Annotated in this window: 16 protein-coding genes; 12 read left to right on the forward strand and 4 right to left on the reverse strand. The window is 42.9% G+C overall.

Features of this window, described 5'->3' with window-relative positions; all coding sequences use genetic code 11:
* Nucleotides 1–86: 86 nt before the first annotated feature.
* Nucleotides 87–1,016, reverse strand: a complete 930-nt coding sequence (locus H4W00_RS06185; protein ID WP_209956714.1) for an alpha/beta fold hydrolase — start codon at nt 1,014–1,016, stop codon at nt 87–89.
* Between the two features lie 574 nt (nt 1,017–1,590).
* On the opposite strand from H4W00_RS06185, the gene H4W00_RS06190 reads away from it, so the two are divergent.
* From H4W00_RS06190 to H4W00_RS06215, 6 genes are all read left to right on the forward strand, one after another.
* On the forward strand, nt 1,591–2,757 hold the full coding sequence (locus H4W00_RS06190; RefSeq protein WP_209956715.1) for an FAD-dependent oxidoreductase: 1,167 nt from the start codon (nt 1,591–1,593) through the stop codon (nt 2,755–2,757).
* Nucleotides 2,758–3,140: 383 nt separating this feature from the next.
* The gene (locus H4W00_RS06195) at nt 3,141–5,303 is read left to right on the forward strand and encodes an FAD-dependent oxidoreductase (protein WP_209956716.1); all 2,163 of its coding nucleotides are present in this window, start codon (nt 3,141–3,143) and stop codon (nt 5,301–5,303) included.
* Nucleotides 5,304–5,307: 4 nt separating this feature from the next.
* Nucleotides 5,308–6,117 (forward strand): DUF547 domain-containing protein, encoded by an 810-nt coding sequence (locus H4W00_RS06200; protein WP_209956717.1) that lies wholly within the window; start codon nt 5,308–5,310, stop codon nt 6,115–6,117.
* Nucleotides 6,118–6,290: 173 nt separating this feature from the next.
* A complete protein-coding gene (locus H4W00_RS06205; RefSeq protein ID WP_334684891.1) occupies nt 6,291–7,133 on the forward strand; it encodes a TIGR04283 family arsenosugar biosynthesis glycosyltransferase in 843 nt (280 codons plus the stop codon).
* 20 nt (nt 7,134–7,153) lie between these two features.
* On the forward strand, nt 7,154–7,822 hold the full coding sequence (locus H4W00_RS06210; protein ID WP_209956718.1) for a TIGR04282 family arsenosugar biosynthesis glycosyltransferase: 669 nt from the start codon (nt 7,154–7,156) through the stop codon (nt 7,820–7,822).
* Nucleotides 7,823–7,925: 103 nt separating this feature from the next.
* On the forward strand, nt 7,926–8,987 hold the full coding sequence (locus tag H4W00_RS06215) for a methyltransferase domain-containing protein (RefSeq protein ID WP_209956719.1): 1,062 nt from the start codon (nt 7,926–7,928) through the stop codon (nt 8,985–8,987).
* 73 nt (nt 8,988–9,060) lie between these two features.
* Here H4W00_RS06215 and mtnP read toward each other — a convergent pair whose 3' ends face one another.
* Nucleotides 9,061–9,972, reverse strand: coding sequence for an S-methyl-5'-thioadenosine phosphorylase (gene mtnP, locus H4W00_RS06220; RefSeq protein ID WP_209956720.1), 912 nt, complete (start codon nt 9,970–9,972; stop codon nt 9,061–9,063).
* A gap of 242 nt (nt 9,973–10,214) precedes the next feature.
* On the opposite strand from mtnP, the gene H4W00_RS06225 reads away from it, so the two are divergent.
* Genes H4W00_RS06225 through H4W00_RS06235 form a run of 3 tightly spaced genes read left to right on the forward strand, consistent with a single transcriptional unit; the run spans nt 10,215 to nt 13,867 of the window.
* Nucleotides 10,215–11,231: a TAXI family TRAP transporter solute-binding subunit gene (locus tag H4W00_RS06225; protein WP_209956721.1), complete on the forward strand. Its 1,017-nt coding sequence runs from the start codon at nt 10,215–10,217 to the stop codon at nt 11,229–11,231.
* The gene (locus H4W00_RS06230; RefSeq protein ID WP_334684892.1) at nt 11,212–11,778 is read left to right on the forward strand and encodes a DUF1850 domain-containing protein; all 567 of its coding nucleotides are present in this window, start codon (nt 11,212–11,214) and stop codon (nt 11,776–11,778) included. Before H4W00_RS06225 ends, H4W00_RS06230 begins: the two co-directional genes overlap by 20 nt.
* A complete protein-coding gene (locus tag H4W00_RS06235; RefSeq protein WP_209956723.1) occupies nt 11,750–13,867 on the forward strand; it encodes a TRAP transporter permease in 2,118 nt (705 codons plus the stop codon). Before H4W00_RS06230 ends, H4W00_RS06235 begins: the two co-directional genes overlap by 29 nt.
* A 189-nt stretch (nt 13,868–14,056) precedes the next feature.
* On the opposite strand, the gene H4W00_RS06240 is transcribed toward H4W00_RS06235, so the two are convergent.
* Both H4W00_RS06240 and lipA read right to left on the reverse strand, forming a co-directional pair.
* Nucleotides 14,057–14,530, reverse strand: a complete 474-nt coding sequence (locus H4W00_RS06240) for a GFA family protein (RefSeq protein WP_209956724.1) — start codon at nt 14,528–14,530, stop codon at nt 14,057–14,059.
* A gap of 407 nt (nt 14,531–14,937) precedes the next feature.
* Entirely contained in the window at nt 14,938–15,984 is a 1,047-nt protein-coding gene (gene lipA, locus H4W00_RS06245; protein WP_209956725.1) for a lipoyl synthase, read from the reverse strand.
* 729 nt (nt 15,985–16,713) lie between these two features.
* Between lipA and acnB the strand changes: the two genes are divergently transcribed.
* The 3 genes from acnB to H4W00_RS06260 all read left to right on the forward strand — a co-directional run bounded on the left by acnB (nt 16,714) and on the right by H4W00_RS06260 (nt 21,236).
* The gene (gene acnB, locus H4W00_RS06250; RefSeq protein ID WP_209956726.1) at nt 16,714–19,317 is read left to right on the forward strand and encodes a bifunctional aconitate hydratase 2/2-methylisocitrate dehydratase; all 2,604 of its coding nucleotides are present in this window, start codon (nt 16,714–16,716) and stop codon (nt 19,315–19,317) included.
* A gap of 353 nt (nt 19,318–19,670) precedes the next feature.
* Nucleotides 19,671–19,973 (forward strand): helix-turn-helix domain-containing protein, encoded by a 303-nt coding sequence (locus tag H4W00_RS06255; RefSeq protein WP_209956727.1) that lies wholly within the window; start codon nt 19,671–19,673, stop codon nt 19,971–19,973.
* A gap of 12 nt (nt 19,974–19,985) precedes the next feature.
* The gene (locus H4W00_RS06260; protein WP_209956728.1) at nt 19,986–21,236 is read left to right on the forward strand and encodes a type II toxin-antitoxin system HipA family toxin; all 1,251 of its coding nucleotides are present in this window, start codon (nt 19,986–19,988) and stop codon (nt 21,234–21,236) included.
* Nucleotides 21,237–21,250 lie beyond the last annotated feature (14 nt).

Raw genomic sequence — 21,250 nt, forward strand, 5'->3', positions numbered from 1 at the left:
TGCCCACCGTATTGTCGCTAATTTAGCCAATTTTAGCAAATTATGGCATGACTTATCTGCACTATGATGAGTCTGGTGATGAGACCTTAAGTACTCAAGGTGCGTATCCAATGTAAAATGTCATTATAAACCACGCTATGGTGCTGCTCGTGCAACGGCTCATGACGCATATTAGGATAGAGTCGAGTACTTACATTAGTAAAGTTTTGTTTGTGCAGATCACTAACAATATTGCGAACACCGCGGCCCATATTGCCAATGGGATCATTTTCACCGCTGACGAATAATAGTTGAAAGTCTTTAGTAATCGTCGTCGCCCAGCCCTTATTTAACCCCATTTTCATCAAAGAAAATAAAGTCATAAAACCGTTATTAGTAAAGTCGAAGCCCGTTAATGGATCGGCTTCATAGGCTTCAATATTAGCCGTATTTTCACTTATCCATGCAAACTGCGAGGTAGATACGCGCTCATTGAGTTTGGCATTAAGCACTTTATTCATGATTTCTGCAAATAATGTATTGGGCTTCTTAGGCGCAGTTTTTGCTAAGAATTTGTTCAACGGTAATAGTATTTTGACCAACGGATTGGCATCCGCCGTGCCCATTAGGATAGCGCCTGTGAAGTCTTGAGCGTGATGTTTGAGTACAGTGCGCACAATAAAGGAGCCCATCGAGTGACCCATGATAAAGTGAGGCACTTCAGGATGTCGCTCCTTTAAAGCACTCGTCATGATGATGACATCCTTTAATAAGGATTGCACTGGATGTTCATTACCAAAAAATCCTAGTTCATCCCGTGTTTTAACAGTTTTGCCATGACCGAGCTGATCATAAGTCGCGACCGCTATGCCCTGATCGGCTAAAAACTGCGCAAAATCTGCATAGCGCCCGCTGTGCTCTGACATACCATGCACGATCAGCAAGGTTGCTTTAATATCGCCAGCTACTGGCTCAAAAAATTGATGATGCAGACAATGGCTCTGATCAGAGGAAGTAATTTGCTCGGCAGTACTCATTGGCGGTTCCTTGAATAGTTAGGAGTTTAAAAACGGACAGCCAGCAATATTTTGCTACGTTCGTAAACCGTTTCATCTTTTGTTATTGTTCGATATGCCTTAACATGCTTATTGCTATTAGGCCTTTTTTAATAGCCCTAGTCTGTTATCTTGTTAATAAGCCATAAAATTAATATTTCAGACTGTTTCTCGATAGAAAATTCCAGACCATTCTCAAATATAAAGAGATCGTTGGACAAGTCATAGCGGCAATCAAACCCATCATAAAGCTAGTTATGGGCAATATTATTCGCTGATTTGCTGTCATCGTACAATAAACTTAGCTTAAACGCTTTTAGTTTATGTTTTAATTTCGATTAAGTTTGTACCTTTGTCTACTAATATCCCTATAGTCTAGGGACCATAAATGGCTCATAGTGTTGCTCTTAGCAGTTATTCTGTTCGCTAACCATTTTATAATCATGCTTGAGCTTGGTTTGTTTATATTGGATTCAGGATAGATTGACTCTATATTATTAGGTTCTATTACTAAACACTTGAACAGTTATTTAAAATTATTTATGAAGAAGTATTTATGAAAAGTTTACCGGCAAAAAAATTATTATTAGCAGGTGCAGGTCATGCGCACATTGGCTTATTGCGTCGTCTTAGCACTGAGCGTTCAGATAACATTGATATCACTCTAGTCACTGAACAGCTGCAGTTTGTCTATTCTGGGATGTTACCGGGCTGGATGGCGGGACATTATCATCTTGATGATATCACTATTGATGTGACATCGCTGTGCGAGCAGTCAAGTGTGCGTTTTATTCAGCACCCAATAGCTAAAGTAGAGGCTGCGTCTTGCACAGTGACTACCACCAATAATGAAATCATTAATTATGACGTACTGTCGCTAAATACCGGTGCAGATACAGATACGCGCTGGTTACATGCAGCTGCCACCACTCAAAAAACGGCCCAAACAACAGCCACTACACTCAAAGATGATACTGATACTGATACTGATACTGTTATTGCTATTAGACCGTTATCAAAATTTATTGATCGTTGGCAGCAAATTCTAGTGGACGCCTATAAATCTACTCATTATAGATTAGCCATTGTTGGCGCTGGTGCGGCAGCAACTGAATTGGTGATGTCTGCCCAAATAGCCTTGCAGCGCATTAATCCTAAGCATCAAGTATATTTGGTCTGCGGTGAGCATCTATTGTCTGGATTTAATTCGCAGTTTAGGCGGCGGGTCATCAACCAGTTTAAGCGCCACAGCATTATAGTGGTTTATGCGCGGGCGACCAGTTATAACGAGGGTCAACTGCTTACTACGCAAGAGAGCTTAGAAGTCGATACGGTTATTGCTGCTACTGGGGTAATGGGCGCGGAGTGGACACAGCATACTGATCTCGAGACCATAAATAATGGCTTTGTTGCAGTGAATGCCACGCAACAAAGCATCTCTCATCTCAATGTTTTTGCAGTAGGCGACGTGGCGACGCGAGTGGATCAGAGTGTCGCTCATTCAGGTGTTCATGCTGTATATGGCGGTGCTGTGGTGGCCGATAACCTTCTATCCTATCTGGAAGACAAGCCAACGCAAGAATATCAACCTCGCACCCGTACTTTATACCTATTGTCCTGTGGCGATAAATACGCCATTGCCAGTTGGGGTAGCATTAGCTTGCAAGGCCGATGGTTATGGTATTTAAAGCAGTTTATCGATAAACGTTTCGTAAAATCGTAACAAGGTTAATGTAAAGAAAACTATATTAAAATTCGTACTGATATGGAACAACCAGCCAACTCACTATTATCGATTAAAACAATAGGTTAACAATAATGTATGATTGATTAGGTATACTTTAAACGAATAATAAACTGACAAGAATAAAGGGATCAGACAGCGGTTGGTCATACCAGGACTTTATTTCTGCCTAACTGACGTAACACCCTGCTGGCGATGAGTCAGTGAGTCTATAGCCGACCATTGTTATGGCGGCACAGCAAGATATAAGAGCAGCTGTGGCGACGTCTTATATTAAGAAATAGCTGAAAAATCTGCCGAGAACACAACCACCTAATTCACATTATTATATTTAATAAAACTTATGAAATAAAGGACAGCGCATGAAAAAACTACTGATTGTCCTTACTGTTATCCTTATCGTCACCGGATTTTTCTTTTTTGGATTCAATGATTTACTGACCCTTGAAGGGATTCAATCGCGCCTGGGACAATTCTACCAATGGCGTAATGACTCACCATTACTGGTAGGTGGCGTATTTTTCTTAGCCTATTTGATCATCGCCGCATTTTCATTGCCTGGTGCTGCGTTAATGACTTTATTGGCAGGTGCGTTGTTTGGTTTGTGGTGGGGGGTGTTGTTAGCGTCATTTGCCTCAAGTATTGGGGCATTGTGTGCCTTTCTCGCCTCACGTTATCTGTTACGCGATAGCTTCCAAAAGAAATTTGCTACTAAATTAAAAAGTATCAATCAAGGGGTAGAAAAAGACGGCGGCTTCTATTTATTTACCTTACGTCTACTGCCGTTATTCCCGTTCTTCCTCGTTAATATATTAATGGGATTGACCACAATTAAGTCGTGGACTTATTATTGGGTCAGTCAAATTGGTATGCTGGCGGGTACATTTGTATACGTTAATGCTGGTGTACAGTTGGCGCAAATTGATAGTCTCAAAGATATTATTTCACCGGCCTTGATTGGCTCATTTGTCCTGCTAGCAGTATTCCCTTTAATCGCTAAAAAGACGCTCGATTGGTACAAAGGGCGACAAGTCTATAAAGGTTGGAATAAGCCTGCTGCTTTTGATCGTAATATGGTGGTAATCGGTGCAGGCGCAGCAGGTTTAGTGTCGTCTTATATCGCAGCTACAGTCAAAGCAAAAGTTACGTTGGTTGAAGCCCATAAAATGGGTGGCGACTGCCTTAATTATGGCTGCGTACCCAGTAAGGCGCTGATAAAAAGTGCCAAAGTTGCCCATGATATGACTCATGCTAAGGATTACGGCTTACAAAATGTAGCGGTTAATTATGATTTTAAGTCAGTCATGGCACGAATACATAAAATCATCGCCACGATTGAACCTAATGATAGCGTTGAGCGCTATACCGAGCTTGGTGTCGATGTTGTCAAAGGCTACGCTACTATCATTGATCCGTGGACGGTAGAGGTTGCCGATGATACAGGCAATATCCAACGTCTTACCACGCGCAATATCATCATTGCGGCGGGCAGTAAGCCATTTGTACCACCGATAGCAGGTCTTGAGACCGTCGATTATCTGACTAGTGATACTTTGTGGGAGGCGCTCAGTCATCAAACGTCGCCGCCTAAACGCTTGATTGTCATTGGTGGTGGACCGATTGGTTGTGAGCTCTCACAAGCGTTTGCTCGTCTAGGTTCTCAAGTAACACAGATAGAACGTACCGCACGCCTGCTTGAAAAAGAAGATCAAGATGTCTCGGATTACGCCAAGGTTTGTTTAGAAGCGGATGGTGTGCAAGTGTTATTGCAACATGATGCCGTACGCTGCGAGCGTACAGGTGCAGACAATAACGGCACTCAGAAGTTGATAGTGAAACATGAGGGCGTCGAAACTGTTATTGAATTTGATGCCCTCGTTATTGCCGTCGGCCGCCAAGCGCGCTTATCAGGCTATGGTCTTGAGAATTTAGGTATTGATAGCGAAAAAACAGTCGTAACTAACGATTATCTTGAGACTAAATTCCCTAATATTTTGGCCGCAGGTGATGTTGCTGGTCCCTATCAATTCACTCATGTCGCCGCCCATCAGGCTTGGTATGCTGCTGTCAACGCCTTGTTTGGCACCTTTAAAAAGTTCAAGGTTGATTATCGAGTGATACCTTGGGTCACTTTTATTGACCCTGAGGTTGCCCGTGTGGGTATCAACGAACAAGAAGCCCACGAACAAGGGATTAAATTTGAAGTGACACGCTATGATATTGCTGACCTTGACCGGGCGATTACTGACAGCCGAGCTACTGGCTGGGTTAAGGTTTTAACCGTCCCGAAAAAAGACAAAATATTGGGTGTGACCATCGTGGGCAATCACGCAGGAGAGTTACTCGCCGAATATGTCCTAGCGATGAAACATGGCCTCGGACTGAACAAAATACTTGGCACCATACATACCTATCCAACCATGAGCGAAGCCAATAAATACGCTGCTGGCGAGTGGAAGCGCGCCCATGCTCCACAAGGATTATTGAAATGGGTAGAAAAATATCACCAGTTTAAACGGAGCTAACCTAATGAAAGTATTAAATTTTTCAGTGTTAAAACCTCTTGTCGCAGTGGCCATGCTAGTCCCTAGTGTTGCCGCCTATGCAGACTTTAGTCATCAAAGTTGGGATGCGTTATTAGACAAGCATGTGACTATGACTAATGGTGGTAAGGCTTCAGTAGTTAATTATGCCGGCATGAAAGCAGATAAAAACCAGCTGGCAAGCTATCTTAAAGCCACCAGTAAAGTGAGTCAGTCGGAGTTCAATCGTTGGAATAAGAATGAACAATTGGCGTTTTTAATTAATGTCTATAACGCAGGTACGGTTGAATTAATCCTGACTAAGTATCCAAATCTCAAATCAATTAAAGACATCGGATCGCTATTTAGCTCGCCGTGGAAGCAAGACTTCATTCCATTACTAGGTAAAACGCGCTCGTTAGATGATATTGAGCATAACCTGATTCGCGGCTCAAAACGCTATAATGACCCGCGTATTCACTTTGCGGTCAATTGTGCTAGCATCGGTTGTCCTGCGCTACAAGATGATGCCTATACGGGTAAGGGTTTGGACGGTCAATTAGAAAAAGCCACGTCTAAATTCTTAGCGGATAGCAGTCGCAATCGTATTAAGGGTGATACGTTGGAAGTCACGCCACTTTTCAAATGGTATAAAGAAGATTTTGCCACCAATTGGCGCGGCACTAATAATCTAGAAGGGTTCTTAGGACGCTATGATAAAGCACTAGGTCTTAATCAAGCCCAAGCAACAGCGCTAAAGCAAGGAAAAATGAAAATTGGTTATACCGAATACGACTGGCGTTTAAATAAAAAGTAAGCATGATTTTCGTTGCACTTTTTCCATACTGAGCTAATAATTCTGAAGAGGCAATAAACATTTTCCGCGTTTACTGCCTTTTTTTATATCTTCTCAGTCTTTGATAAAGTCTATTGTTGCACATCAAACATATCTTACTAATTACTAAAAACATGATAAAACTAATGTTACGAATGCTCGCCCAGCCTGTTATTGAAGCAATGAGCTCGCTGCGGAACGGATTACGCGGTAGGAGCAAACTTAATAAGCAATCAGTCCCTACAATTGTGACGACACCTGTTAACGTTTCTATTGTTATACCTATATTTAATGAAGCAGATAATTTACCGAAGCTGATTACCCATGTGGCCAAACTTAATCCACCGCCGTATCAAGTTGTATTGGTCGATGGGGGCTCAACGGATAAGTCGGTTGCCATGGCTAAGGCGCTGATAAAAACCTTTATGTGTGACAGGCAAGCACCAGTTATCGAATGGCAACTTATTGAGTCTGAGGCAGGTCGTGCGGTTCAAATGAATGCTGGCGCCGCGCAAGTAACTGGAGACACATTACTGTTTTTGCATGCCGATACTCAGTTACCAAATGCAGCGATTACTGAAATTGTACAATCAATGACTTATCATGACTGGGGGCATTTTGATGTGCGTCTAAACAGTCGCAGTCCGATGCTGTGGACTGTAAGTAGAATGATGAATGCGCGGTCGCGTTTAACAAGAATCGCGACTGGCGACCAGGCCATTTTTATTAAAAAGTCATGCTTTGATACGCTTGGTGGTTATCCTAATCAACCGTTAATGGAAGATATAGAACTGTGCAAACGTCTGAAAAATATTGCTAGGCCTGCGTGCCTAAGTAGCGAAGTGACCACTTCAGCACGGCGCTGGCAGAAATATGGCACCTGGCAGACAATTTTTTTGATGTGGCGTCTGCGTTTTGATTATTGGTGCGGAGTTGCACCTGAGCTATTAAAACAGCGTTATTATAGTCATTCAAAAATAGCCGGTTTGAAGAAATAACAGTAGGACAAGGAATAGATATGACGAACAGAGCAGCACGCTCAATAGCGCAAACCAGCCTACAGGACAGCAATCAAAATACCTGCGTTATTATATTTGCTAAATATCCTACTCCAGGTATGGCAAAGACTCGCTTGCAACCAGCGCTCGGCGTTGACGGTACAGCGCAGATGGCAAGACGGCTGCTATTACACAGTGTTGAGCAAGCAGTAGCTACCAATTACTTGGTCGAGTTATGTGTTAGTCCTGCACCAACTGACCCGTGCTGGCGAGCGCTTGATTTACCTGATACGCTTCATTGGTCAGGTCAAGTAGTCGGTGACTTAGGGGCGCGCTTACTAACGGCCAGCCAGCAGGCTTTGGATACATATAAAAAAATATTATTAGTTGGCACTGATTGTCCCAGCCTAACAGCGCAGTGCATTCAAGATGCAGCGCTACAGTTAGACCAACATGATACGGTAATGATTCCCGCATCGGACGGTGGCTATGTGTTATTAGGATTCAAGCAAGTTCATGACAGCTTGTTTTCAAATATTATATGGAGCACCGCCAGTGTGGCTGCTGTAACCCAGCAACGTATCAAAGCGTTGGGCTGGTCGTTAGCAGTATTAGAGCCACTGCATGATATTGATGAGCCTGATGATTTAAAATATCTACCATCGGATTGGCTGGCCAGTCAAGAGTGACGATATTAAAGGTAGCATATCAAGTGAGGGCAACGCTGTAGATACTCTATATGGATTCAGTTCTATTCTCTAATTATTTTTCACTACCGACAAGGAAAGTGTTATGCATGACATTGTGCAAGATTACTACGGCAAACAACTACAAAGCACCAGTGATTTAAAAACCTCAGCATGTTGTGATATTAGTAGCCTGCCGCAATGGCTTAAGCCCTTATTGGCTAATATTCATGATGAGGTAACGAGTCGTTATTATGGTTGCGGATTGGTATGTCCTGCTCTGCTGGAAGGCTGTCGTATTTTAGATTTAGGGTGCGGTTCAGGTCGTGATGTCTATGCGCTAGCACAATTGGTTGGTAAGACCGGTCAGGTGGTTGGCGTCGATATGACCGATGAGCAGCTGGCAGCCGCAAAACAGCATCAAGACTATCATAGCGAAAAATTCGGCTATGACAATGTGACCTTTTTGCATGGTTATATCGAAAAGCTAGATGAGCTCAATCTAGAGGCCAATAGCTTTGATATTATTGTCTCAAACTGTGTAATAAACCTATCACCTGATAAATCTGCGGTTATGGCCAGTGTACAACGCTTGCTTAAACCGGGTGGAGAATTTTATTTTTCTGATGTCTACGCTGATCGCCGCATCCCTCAGCATTTAATTGATGATCCGGTGTTATATGGTGAGTGCCTAAGTGGGGCATTGTATTGGAATGATTTTATACGTTTGGCACGTGAGGCCGATTTTTTGGACCCACGTCTGGTTGAAGACCGTCCCCTTGAGATTACTGATCCTACCTTGGCTGCTAAAATTGGTAACATTCAATTCTTTTCCGCTACCTATCGCCTATTTAAGCTTGCAGCACTCGAAGATGCCTGTGAAGACTACGGACAAGCGGTAGTTTATAACGGTACTATTGCTCAAATGCCGCATCGTTTTGACTTTGATAAGCATCATATTATCGAAGCTGGTCGCGTGTTCCCTGTATGTGCCAACACCTTCAGAATGCTTAAAGAGTCTCGCTTTTCTCCTCATTTCAAGTTTATTGGTGATGACAGTCACCACTACGGTGTTTTCGCAGGCTGCGGTGATATGATGCCATTTGGTGAGGCTGCTGCTCTGGTATCCAGTACGGCTGCTAGTCCAGTCACCGGTTCGTGCTGTTAGCATAAAATTAGCTCGTTAAAAATGAAAAAGGCCATCGAATTATTCGATGGCCTTTTTAGCTCAAAAATAGCGTCTATAGATCAAGGGGTAGTAAGGCTGTCAGCCTGGTTTTAGTCTGCTCATCCATTGCTTCAATAGGAGTGATTAATGCTTGCGCTAGAGCGTTATGAGCGATTGACTCGGGCCGCTCAGCTGCAATTAGAGTCACCGCTTGCTTGATGACTTGTTGAGCATTTTCAGCATTTTTCATGAGGTTCTGTATCGCATAATCTGCGCTTACGGATTCTTCATTGGGATGCCAGCAATCAAAGTCGGTGACTAGCGCTAAGGTCGCATACGCGATACTGGCTTCGCGTGCCAGCTTGGCCTCTGGCATATTAGTCATACCGATAATATCTGCCTGTATTTGGCGATACCAATGTGATTCTGCGCGGGTGGAAAACTGTGGTCCTTCAATACAGATATAGGTCGCCTTAGAGTGGCATTTTCCTTCACTAATTCTGGCCTGGCTATACGCACGCATTAAAATATCGGCTACTGCAGGACATAAGGGATCAGCCATTGCGACATGCGCAACAGCGCCATTACCGAAAAATGTACTCACTCGCTGCTTGGTCATGTCAATCATTTGATCTGGTACGACCATATCTAAAGGTTTAAGCTGTTCTCGCAATGAGCCAACCGCTGACACGGAAATAATATAGCGTACGCCTAAAGTTTTTAGGGCGTAGATATTGGCACGATAAGGTACCTCAGACGGCGTTAATTTGTGACCTTGACCGTGCCGAGTCAAGAAGGCAATCGTCACACCATCCAACTCACCGAGCACAATATCATCAGACGGAGCTCCGTAGGGCGTCTGTATAGTAACGCTACGTTTATTAGTCAAGGCTTGCATTTGATACAGACCGCTGCCACCGATAATGGCGATATCAGCAGTATTAATAGACAGCGGCGTTGTATCTTTTATTACAGTGGTTGGCATGATGATTTTCCAAGTTTTGATAGTAAAAGAGAGCGTCATGATTCAATATATTAAGAAATAACTTTATAGGCTATCCGTTATGATATTTGGATAAAGCAAAGATTCTTGAGAATAAAGAAAGCAGGTACGGCGGTATATTTATTACAAAAATTGCTATACCATTGCAGAAGTGTAAGTTATTTGATGTCTATACGTTATCATAATTAGTAATATAAAATTAATGATCTTCAAGGAAGAAATCAATGTTCAACTATTCAAAATCGCCTTTATTGCTATCAGCGCTGCTAAGCGCTGCTTTAGGCCTGACCGCCTGCTCATCTCCAAGCTCAGAAAGTAGTGATGATAGCGCTGCAACTGACGCCGCCATTCTAGCAGCTGATAAGCTGGAAACCGAATTTGTCACTATCGCTACAGGCGGCGCATCTGGCCCTTATAATATCATTGGCACCTCATTGGCAGAGATTTATGTCAAAACCTTTGGCGTCAACTCAAAGACTCAAACCACAGGCGCCTCAGTAGAAAACGTCAATTTATTGACACTAGGCAAAGTTGATATGGTGTTGGCCCTTAGTGATGTGGTCACCGATGCGGTTGAAGGTAGTAATAACTTTGATGCGCCAATCACTAATATTCAACAAATTGCCGTATTGTATCCTAACGTGATTCAGTTAGTCGCCACCCAAGACTCTGGAATCAAAAATATTGAAGACTTAAAAGGCAAGCGTATTGCGGTTGGCGATCAAGGTTCTGGAACTGAAGTCAATGCCCGAACCTTATTAGAAGGGTTTGGCTTGACTTACGATGATGTTGAGGTGGATTATTTAGGCTTTGCTGATGCTGCTGATGCGATGAAAGCGGGCAAAATTGAAGCGGCATTCTTCAGTAGTGGGCTACCTAACTCATCGTTATTAGAGTTAGAACAAGGCTTAGATTTGCAGCTAGTAACGATTAATCAAGACACGCTTGGTAAGCTCATTGAATCAAAACCTTACTTTAAGACTTTTGAGATTCCCGTAGGCACTTATGGTAATGATACTGCTATCCCCACGGCAGCTGTCATGAACGCCTTATTAGTGCGTTCTGATATGTCTGAGGATGATGTTTACAAGCTTACCAAAGCTTTGTTTAATAATTTAGAAGGTCTAAGAAATGCCCACCAAGCCGCTGCTGATATCAGTTTAGATACGGCACAGCAAGGTATGGTAGCACCTATCCATCCTGGCGCTAAAAAGTACTATGATGAACAAGCCGCTAAATAAGCGCTCATGGCTATGGTTATCAATTGGTGCAGCATTTATTGTTGCGCTAGTTTTTTTTACGCTATGGGCCGTCTCTACAGGTCAGTCTGTGATTGAAGTACGAGTTAGTGGCGCTGATAGGCTTGATAATACTGATGGCACTGATGAGGTGTTATGTTATTTCATTGAACCTAACTTCCAACTGCGCTGGATTCATTCTGTAGAAAAACAATGGTGGGAGGAGCAGTATCTTCGTGAAAGCGATGGGCTACTGCTGACCACTACTTATTTTCAAGCCTTTGGTGCGGGCACCCCGTCCACCGAAAGCTTGGCTCCAATACAAAAACCTGGCTATGTCGGTTATCTAATTAACGAAAGACTTCCCCATCTGAACTGGGTGGTATCGCGGCTAACCAAGGGTGAGATTGATTATGCTGACAATCGAATTTTGATACATCAATGGGTACCAGATTACTCTGAAGTAACGATTACGCCCAAAGCGTACGATCTAATGGATAGATTTAAAAAGGACTTATGTCATGAACTCTCAAGTGACGGATCACAGTAGCGCATCCGCCATGTCTAGCGAAGATGCTAATCTGTCAAAGCATTTGGATCCTCATGCAGATACTGAAGTTGATAACAGCGTTGATAACAGCGTTGATAACAGCGTTGATAATGATGTTGATCCTAATGTCACGCAAGCGATATTGGAAAAATATGACCGAGAGTCTATCACTCGTCATATCACTCAAGGACCAGTAAGATACATTATTGCTGGGATTTGCATCTTATATTCACTTTATCATTTGTATGTCACCTTCAATCCCATGCCAGCCTTGTTACAGCGAGCGGTGCATTTAGGGGTTGGTTTTGCATTGATTTTTCTAATATTTCCAGCAAATAAAACCAGTAGCCGTAAGAAAGTTGCATGGTATGACTGGCTTTGGTTTTTGCTGTCTTTAACGGGAGTGACCTATCTCATATATGAGTACCAAGACATTGTGACCTCTCGCGGTGGAATGGCAAATCAGCTGGATGTGATATTTTCTATCATCACGGTGATCTGTGTACTTGAGGGCAGTCGACGCGTCACTGGTTTGATTTTGCCCGTATTGGCCTCGATATTTTTGCTCTATCCATTCGTAAGTCATTTGAGTTTTATGCCTGACCGGCTACTCACTCGACCGTATGATTTTGGTGATATTTTTGGTCAGTTATTTTTGAAAACTGAAGGGCTATACTCTGTTGCGATTGGGGCGTCAGTTACCTTTATCTTTCTGTTTATTTTGTTTGGCGCATTTTTGGCGCGCTCTGGCATGGGGCAGTTATTTAACGATTTGGCATTAGCGCTGGCAGGGGATAAAAAAGGCGGCCCAGCAAAAGTGGCTGTAATCTCAAGCGGCTTTATGGGCAGTATTAACGGCTCAGCCTTGTCAAACGTCGTCAGTACCGGCGCGTTTACTATCCCCTTGATGAAAAAGGTTGGTTATCATAAAGATTTTGCGGGTGCAGTAGAAGCCAGTGCCTCGGTTGGTGGGCAAATCTTACCACCTATTATGGGTGCCAGTGCTTTTATCATGGCTGAGACCACAGGGTTACCCTATAGTACAATTGCGTTGGCGGCATTATTGCCAGCAATACTATATTATCTAGGGGTCATCGCGCAGGTACATTTTCGCGCCGGACGTCGCGACTTAAAAGGCATTGCCAAAGAGAGTCTACCGCAGATAAAAGAAGTGTTAAAAGCGCGCGGTCATATGTTACTACCGATTGTATTTTTGATTTATCTATTGATCAAAAATGTACCAGTGGGTTATGCAGCCGCTTATACCATTGGTTTTACAGTTGTAGTCAGCATGATACGTAAAGAGACGCGAATGGGATTTGCTGATATTTTGGGTGCTCTAGAAGATGGTGCTCGCCAGTCACTAGCAGTGATGGCCGCCTGCGCAGTAGTGGGAATTATCATTGGGGTGGTGAGCTTAACCAGCTTTGGTACGGTGATGACCTCTGCAATTGTGACCTTAGGGGCAGGATCGTTATTACTTACGCTGGTTTTAACTATGTTAGCTTCAATGGTTTTAGGCATGGGGCTACCGTCGATTCCTGCCTATATTATAACGGCAACCATGGCCGCGCCTGCCTTAGCTGGTTTCGATATTCCTATTTTATCCGCGCATATGTTTGTGTTCTACTTTGGGGTCTTTGCCAATATTACTCCGCCAGTTTGTCTAGCAGCCTTCGCGGGCGCTGGTATATCAGGCGGTGATCCGATGAAAACCGGATATTTGGCCCTAAAATTAGCTTTAGCCGGATTTATCGTACCGTTTATGTTTATTTATAATCCTGCCATGTTGATGATAGATCCTACTGGTTTAGCAGTAACGGCTAAAGATTACCCACTACCACCCATTATTGATATAGTCACTGTAGTGTTGACATCTGTTACGGGCGTTATTGCACTAAGCGCAGCGCTAGAAGGCTATTTTAAAGGAAGTATGAACTCCCTGACGCGTGCCATATTAGCAATTGGTGCGTTACTGCTCATCTATCCTGGGCTAACGACTGGCTTAGCGGGTGGGGTTATTGTACTAGGCGTTGCCATACTAAATGTTAGAAGCAGTAAGTCCGTATCGACCTCCTCAACAGCTTAGGAGTCGTAGCGGTTAAGAGCCATGAATCTCAAGTCAAAACGAGCGAAATAAACTGCCATTAAGGTTATTTGTTTCGCTTTTTTAGTATCGACCATCAGTTAATTTGATTTGAATCAACAGAAGAGAGGTCTTAATAGACCTCTTTTTTAGGGATGAATCTTAAATTCTAAGCATAGACATAGATAGCCACTAGCGCTTATTAACTCTCTTATACATACCTTGAGCAAGTGCTTTGATCATCATCGTCTGGCTTTGCATTAAGCCATTGTATTTGGGTAAGTCATCGTCACTATCCTCGACGCGGCGATTATAAAATAGATGCATGGTAGGTTCAGGCAGTGCAGCCATATTAGGGTAGTTTGTGGTGGGCACTAATATCAGGTTTCCACCTACAGCCATCTCTATACTGGGTTTATTGCAGAGAATACACAGACCGCGGTTAATATTTGGTGGCAGTTTCCAGCGGCGAAAATTGGTTCTAGTTAGATCTAACTCACTCACATCTGATTTAAGCAAAATTGTCACATCATTATAGGCTTGGCCAGTGAACTCTTGGCAAATAGTACAGTGGCAGATAAAGCGGCCAATAGGCTTATTATTAATAGTATAAGTATTGCTATAACAGGCGCAAGAGCCTTCTTGTGGGGTAAATTCGCTGCTCATCAGTCAGTCCTTAGTAAGAAGATGATCATTATTTATTATTTGTTAATCTAAGTTACAAAATATAGCACTATCTTAGCTCATTAGTGTAGAAGCTTTCAGTAGGGATAGTAATTATTAACTATTGATTTTTCAGCTATAGTTAAAACATCTTAAAAACGCTACGGTACTGCTGGTATAAGCTTTTTGTAGCCTCTGTCTGCGTAGGCACAGCAAGCCAGAAAAACTTATGCCAGCAGTAGGTTATATATTGATATTACTTTTTATTGACTATATTTAGTACAATGGCACTCGCTGCCCAAAGAACTCGCTACCTAAAAAAAGGATGAAGGTGTCGATAAATCGTCCACAAAAAAGGAGACCCATAGCAGGTCTCCTTTTTGTCTATTACTAGCGTAATCAATCGAATATTAACAACCCAATTTCCCTTCCGCTGCTAATGCTTTTTTGCTACGTATCGGTGCAGGGCAATCTTCGCCATAGAATTGACGATCAGCAAAGTAGCTTGAGCGTACCATTGGACCGGCCCAAATGTTAAAGAAGCCAATTTTTTTACCGTAGTCCATATAGCGTTGGAACTCGTCAGGGTGGACATAACGATCAACTGGCACATGGTTTTTACTAGGCTGTAAGTACTGACCAACCGTAATCATGTCAACATTGTTCGCTTTTAGGTCATCGAGTAAGGTATATATTTCTTCTTCGGTCTCGCCAAGCCCGACCATGAAGCCGCATTTGGTCGCGATATCAGGACGACGTTCTTTATAGATTCTGAGCAAGTCTAATGAATGCTGATAATCAGAGCCGGGACGGAAGGCTTTATATAAACGTGGTACGGTTTCGATATTATGGTTAAAGACGTCTGGTGCGGTCTCAGTCAATAAGTCTAATGCCACCTCCATACGACCACGGAAATCAGGAACCAAGATTTCGATTAGGCAGTTTGGGCTGAGCGCTCTTGCTTCATCAAGCACTTCAACAAAGTGAGCAGCGCCGCCATCTTTTAAATCATCACGATCGACTGAGGTGATAACCGCATATTTCAGCTGCAAGCCTAAGATAGTCTCAGCAGTATGGCGGGGTTCATCAGCATCAAGGTTATTAGGGCGACCATGTCCCACATCGCAGAACGGACAACGACGGGTACAGATATCACCCATGATCATAAAGGTAGCCGTACCATCAGCAAAGCACTGTGGCAAGTTAGGGCAGGCCGCTTCTTCACAGACGGTATAGAGCTTTTGCTCACGCAAGGTGGCTTTTATACGCGCTACTTCGGCAGGCGATGACATCTTGACCCGAATCCAATCTGGCTTTTTCTTGGCTTCAATAGTCGGAATCACTTTAATTGGGATACGTGCTACTTTGTCATAACCACGTAACTTTTCGCCTTGAATGGCTTTTTTAGGTTTAACCCTGGCAGCAGGAACGTGCGTTTGTACGGCTAATGAGCTCATAAGCTTATCCTAAACCCTTACAATCCTAAGTCTTTATAAGACAAGGGCTTTCTTTATCATTTGAGGAGAGTGGATGGTGAATTTCATATGCTGATTATAGCAAACTTAGCGTTATTTTTCATCTTTGTATCGTTAACGTGCACTAGAGTGAAAGCAAATAAAACACAGACCAATAGCACGGGAAAAATTGCTATTTAATAGGAATAATACCTAGTTGAGATAGCGTGCTTAGCTGTATTTATATAGGTAACCATTTATATAGATGATTGCTGTTAGTAATTAGCGTTAAATATAGGATACCAACATGAAGGTGATATGAAGATGAAGGTGATTAATGAGAGTGATTGGTAATAAATGGGATAACAAATAGATAAGAAGATGCCTATTTTTAGATAAGAAGATACCTATTTTTAGATAAGGAGACACCTATTTTGTATTAAGATATTTTGTAGCATGTGACCCTTCTAATTTAACAGAAAAGCAGCTAAAAGGCACCGTTCAATTAACTTAATATCGTGATGAGTAATACGATAAGTAGTCAGAAAAAAATACCTCCCATTTTTATAATAAATGTTGGCTATGGGGTGGAGATTGGGGTTTGCTTCTTAACATTTTGACCATTTTACGCTATATTGTACGGATAATTATTCAATGTAGTACATCGATGCAGGCAGTTATTCTAACTACCCACGTGATGTACCAATTACTCAACTGACGAGGACGCCTATTGTGTTAGAAGCTTATCGTAAACATGTCGAAGAACGTGCTAAGCAAGGAACTGTACCGCTTCCGCTTAATGAGAAACAAGTAGCAGATTTAGTTGAAGTGTTAAAAAATCCACCAGCGGGTGAAGACGCATTCTTAATGAATTTGTTAGAAAATCGTATTCCTGCCGGTGTTGATCAAGCCGCTTATGTAAAAGCAGCATTTTTAGCGGCTATCGTGAAAGGTGAAGCGACTTCTTCACTGGTCAGCAAGCAAAAAGCGGTCGAAATTTTAGGCACCATGCAAGGTGGCTATAATGTTCAGCCCTTAGTTGCCGCACTAGATGATAAAGAATTAGCGCAAGACGCTGCTGAAGCTTTGAAAAAAACCTTGCTAGTTTTTGATGCCTTCCATGATGTGACTGAAAAAGCCGAAGCGGGCAATGACATTGCTAAAGAAGTGGTGCAATCATGGGCCGATGCTGAATGGTTCTTAAACCGCGCTGAAGTACCAAAAAAGTCAACGTACACCACCTTTAAAATCACTGGCGAAACCAATACCGATGATTTGTCTCCGGCGCAAGATGCGTGGAGCCGTCCTGATATCCCGTTGCATTCATTAGCCATGCACAAAAACTCTCGCGACGGTATTACCGCTGACGAAGAGGGTGTTATTGGTCCGATGAAACAGATTGAAGCATTAAAAGAAAAAGGCCATCAACTGGCTTATGTTGGTGATGTAGTTGGTACTGGCTCTAGCCGTAAATCAGCAACCAACTCAGTATTGTGGTTGATGGGTGATGACATTCCTAACGTCCCGAACAAACGCGGTGGCGGTTTAGTATTGGGTAATAATATCGCACCAATCTTCTTTAATACCATGGAAGATTCAGGCGCACTGCCAATCGAAAAAATTAATGTCGATAACTTAAATATGGGTGATGTGTTTGATATTTATCCGTATGAAGGCAAAATCACTAAGCACGACTCTGACGAAGTACTATCAACCTTTAAACTAAACTCACCAACATTGCTTGATGAAGTACGTGCCGGTGGCCGTATTCCATTAATTGTTGGTCGCGGTTTGACCAATCGTGCCCGTGAATACATGGGTCTTGAGCATTCAGACATTTTTGCCAAGCCAGAAGATCCCGTTGATACCGGTAAAGGCTTTACGCTAGCGCAAAAAATGGTTGGTAAAGCTTGTGGTCTAGACGGCGTTCGTCCTGGTATGTACTGCGAACCAAAAATGACGACTGTTGGCAGTCAAGATACCACGGGTCCAATGACTCGCGATGAGCTAAAAGACTTAGCTTGCCTAGGTTTCCAGACCGATCTAGTATTGCAATCATTCTGTCATACGGCTGCTTATCCTAAGCCTGTGGACATCGAAACTCAGCACACGCTACCTGACTTTATCATGAACCGTGGCGGTGTGAGCTTACGTCCAGGTGACGGCATCATTCACTCATGGTTGAACCGTATGCTCCTGCCAGATACCGTGGGTACTGGTGGTGATTCGCATACCCGTTTCCCAATGGGTATCTCGTTCCCAGCTGGTTCTGGTCTGGTCGCTTTCGCAGCTGCGACTGGTGTGATGCCACTCGATATGCCTGAGTCTGTCCGTGTTCGTTTTGTAGGCGAACGTCAAGCGGGTATTACCTTACGTGATTTGGTGCATGCGATTCCATACCAAGCGATCAAAGATGGCTTATTGACGGTTGATAAAAAAGGTAAAGTTAACGAGTTTAACGGTCGTATCCTTGAAATTGAAGGTCTTAATGACTTAACACTTGAGCAAGCCTTTGAATTGTCTGATGCGTCAGCCGAGCGTAGCGCCGCGGGTTGTACTATTGCCTTATCAGAAGCATCAATCACTGAGTATTTGACCTCGAACGTCACCTTGCTTAAATGGATGATTTCAGAAGGTTATGGCGATGCGCGTACTATTAGTCGCCGTATTGAAGCCATGCAAGAGTGGTTAGCGAATCCAAGTCTCATGCGTGCTGATGAAGATGCTGAATATACCATTGATATGGTCATCGACATGAGCGATATCAAAGAGCCTATCCTTTGCTGCCCGAACGATCCAGATGATGCCAAAACATTGTCGGACGTGGCAGGGAATGCCATCGATGAAGTATTCATTGGTTCATGTATGACCAACATCGGTCACTTCCGTGCGGCCGGTAAACTGCTACAAGAAGTACCAGCAGGCAGCTTAAAAACTCGTCTATGGATTGCGCCACCGACCAAAATGGATGCGCGTCAGTTGATGGAAGAAGGTTACTACAACATTTACGCACAAGCCGGTGCTCGTACTGAGATGCCAGGTTGTTCATTATGTATGGGTAACCAAGCACGTATCGCACCGAATTCTACCGCGGTATCAACGTCAACCCGTAACTTCCCGAACCGTTTGGGTCAAGGTGCGGATGTGTATCTCGCTTCAGCTGAGCTTGCTGCCGTCGCTGCGGTATTGGGTAAACTGCCAACCAACGATGAGTATCAGCAGTATGCTGGCATGCTCAACAGTATGGGCGATGAAGTGTATCAGTACATGAACTTCGACCGTATGGAAGAGTACACTGAAGAAGCGGATAAAATTAACGTGGCTCAGTTAACCTAAGTTTTTACTCTAAACGAAATTTAATCTGTTTATAAAAATAAAACCCTGTATCGTAATGATGCGGGGTTTTTTAGGTGGTGAACGTTAGAAATTGCAGTCAGATATACACATTTTTTATGAGCTATTTATCCTGATAAACTGGTTTACACTTGTCCACAAAGGCCATAATTCCTTCTCTAAAGTCATCGGTTTTGGCCAACATGGTTTGCTAATCCATTTCCATATCTGGGACTTAATTGAAGCTAGTGAATGCATATCTATTAATTATATATTATAGCTTATAACCATTCAATATTGAATGGTTATAAGCTATAATAGCCTTTAAGTTATCAAATATGAATGGTTGATCTAATATGAGATTTGATTTCTATACCCCAAGCGAGGTTACCCAAATCTTAGGCGAGCGTCTAAAAAAGCGGCGTCTTATCTTAAATCTAACACAAGCAACGCTAGCAGAGAGAGCAGGTGTTGGCATTAGTACTATTATTAGAATTGAATCAGGACAAGGTGGCACATTAGATAATGTGGTGCGGATGGCCATAGGTCTTGGCTTAATTAATGAATTTGCCGAGTTGTTTGATATTGCCCCTGCGAATATTAAAGAAGTCATGGAGCAAAAAACCCTGCGCCAACGTGCCTCTACCAAAACATCATAAGGGCGCTCATTTATGTATACACCCATACCATCAATTAAGGTGTTTTACCAAGGGTTCGGTGAGCATCGTCTAGTGGGTCATTTGACTATAGAGGGGCATCGCCCCGTTTTTGGTTACGATGATTCATGGGTTGCAGATGGATTTGAGTTGTCGCCAATAGAGATGCCACTGCGCTCTGCGCCTTATCGTGGGCTTAACAAAAATGCTTATTATTTGTGCGGATTATTAGCCGATAGCTTACCAGATGGTTGGGGTATCCTATTGATGGATCGGTTTTTTCGGCAGATATCTGATGAGTCTTCTCGAAACATGACGGTATTAGAGCGCTTTGCCTATGTTGGTGAGTCGGCGATGGGTGCATTAACCTTTGTGCCTGAGCAACCGCTCATCCCTGACGCTGTTGAAGTCAGCCTTGCTAAGCTTGCACATGCCAATCAAAAGCTTCTTGCAGGGCAAGAGAGTGACATACTGGCAGAGCTGATTGCAGTGGGTGGCTCACCACAAGGAGCAAGGCCAAAAGCACTCGTATTATTTGATAAAGACTCTAAGTTTATCACCACAGATTTGAACACCCTTCATTCATCAGCCACGCCTTGGCTGATTAAATTTCCAGCGCAAAATGAGCATAAAAGTGTGTGCTTATTAGAGGCTATTTATGCAGATATGGCCAAGCTATCGGGTTTAAATATGCCTTGTCATTATTATTTTGATATTGACGAAAACCACAGTGCATTTGGGGTTGAGCGTTTTGATAGGATAGGCGGTCAGCGGGTACATATTCACACGCTAGCAGGGTTGTTAGACCTTGATTTTCGCCTTCCTTTTTCTTCAAATTATTTGCAGTATTTACGCTGCGTGCGCATGTTAACTCAATCGCAACAGCAAGTTGAACTGGCTTATAGACAAGCCGTTTTTAACGTGGTTTTTAATAATAAAGATGACCATAGTAAAAACTTCTCATTTATGATGAATAAGCAAGGGGAGTGGTCTTTATCACCGGCTTATGATTTGTCTTACAATACAGGATTTGATGGCTGTCATCAGATGGATATCGGCGGTGAAGTCACACATCCAACCTTAACGCATCTGATTAAACTTGCCACACAGGCAGATATTAAACAAGAGACTGCCAAAGAAATTATTGAACAAGTCACAGCCGCCGCCAAGCATTTTTTGACTGAGATTGAAAGTTACTGTGTCGATAAGAATTTATTAAACCAAGTCATTCACGATGTAACCGCTAATGTTAATAGAATGAAATAACAAAAATTAAAAAC

It is taken from the genome of Psychrobacter sp. PL19, from assembly GCF_017875835.1.
GTDB lineage: Bacteria > Pseudomonadota > Gammaproteobacteria > Pseudomonadales > Moraxellaceae > Psychrobacter.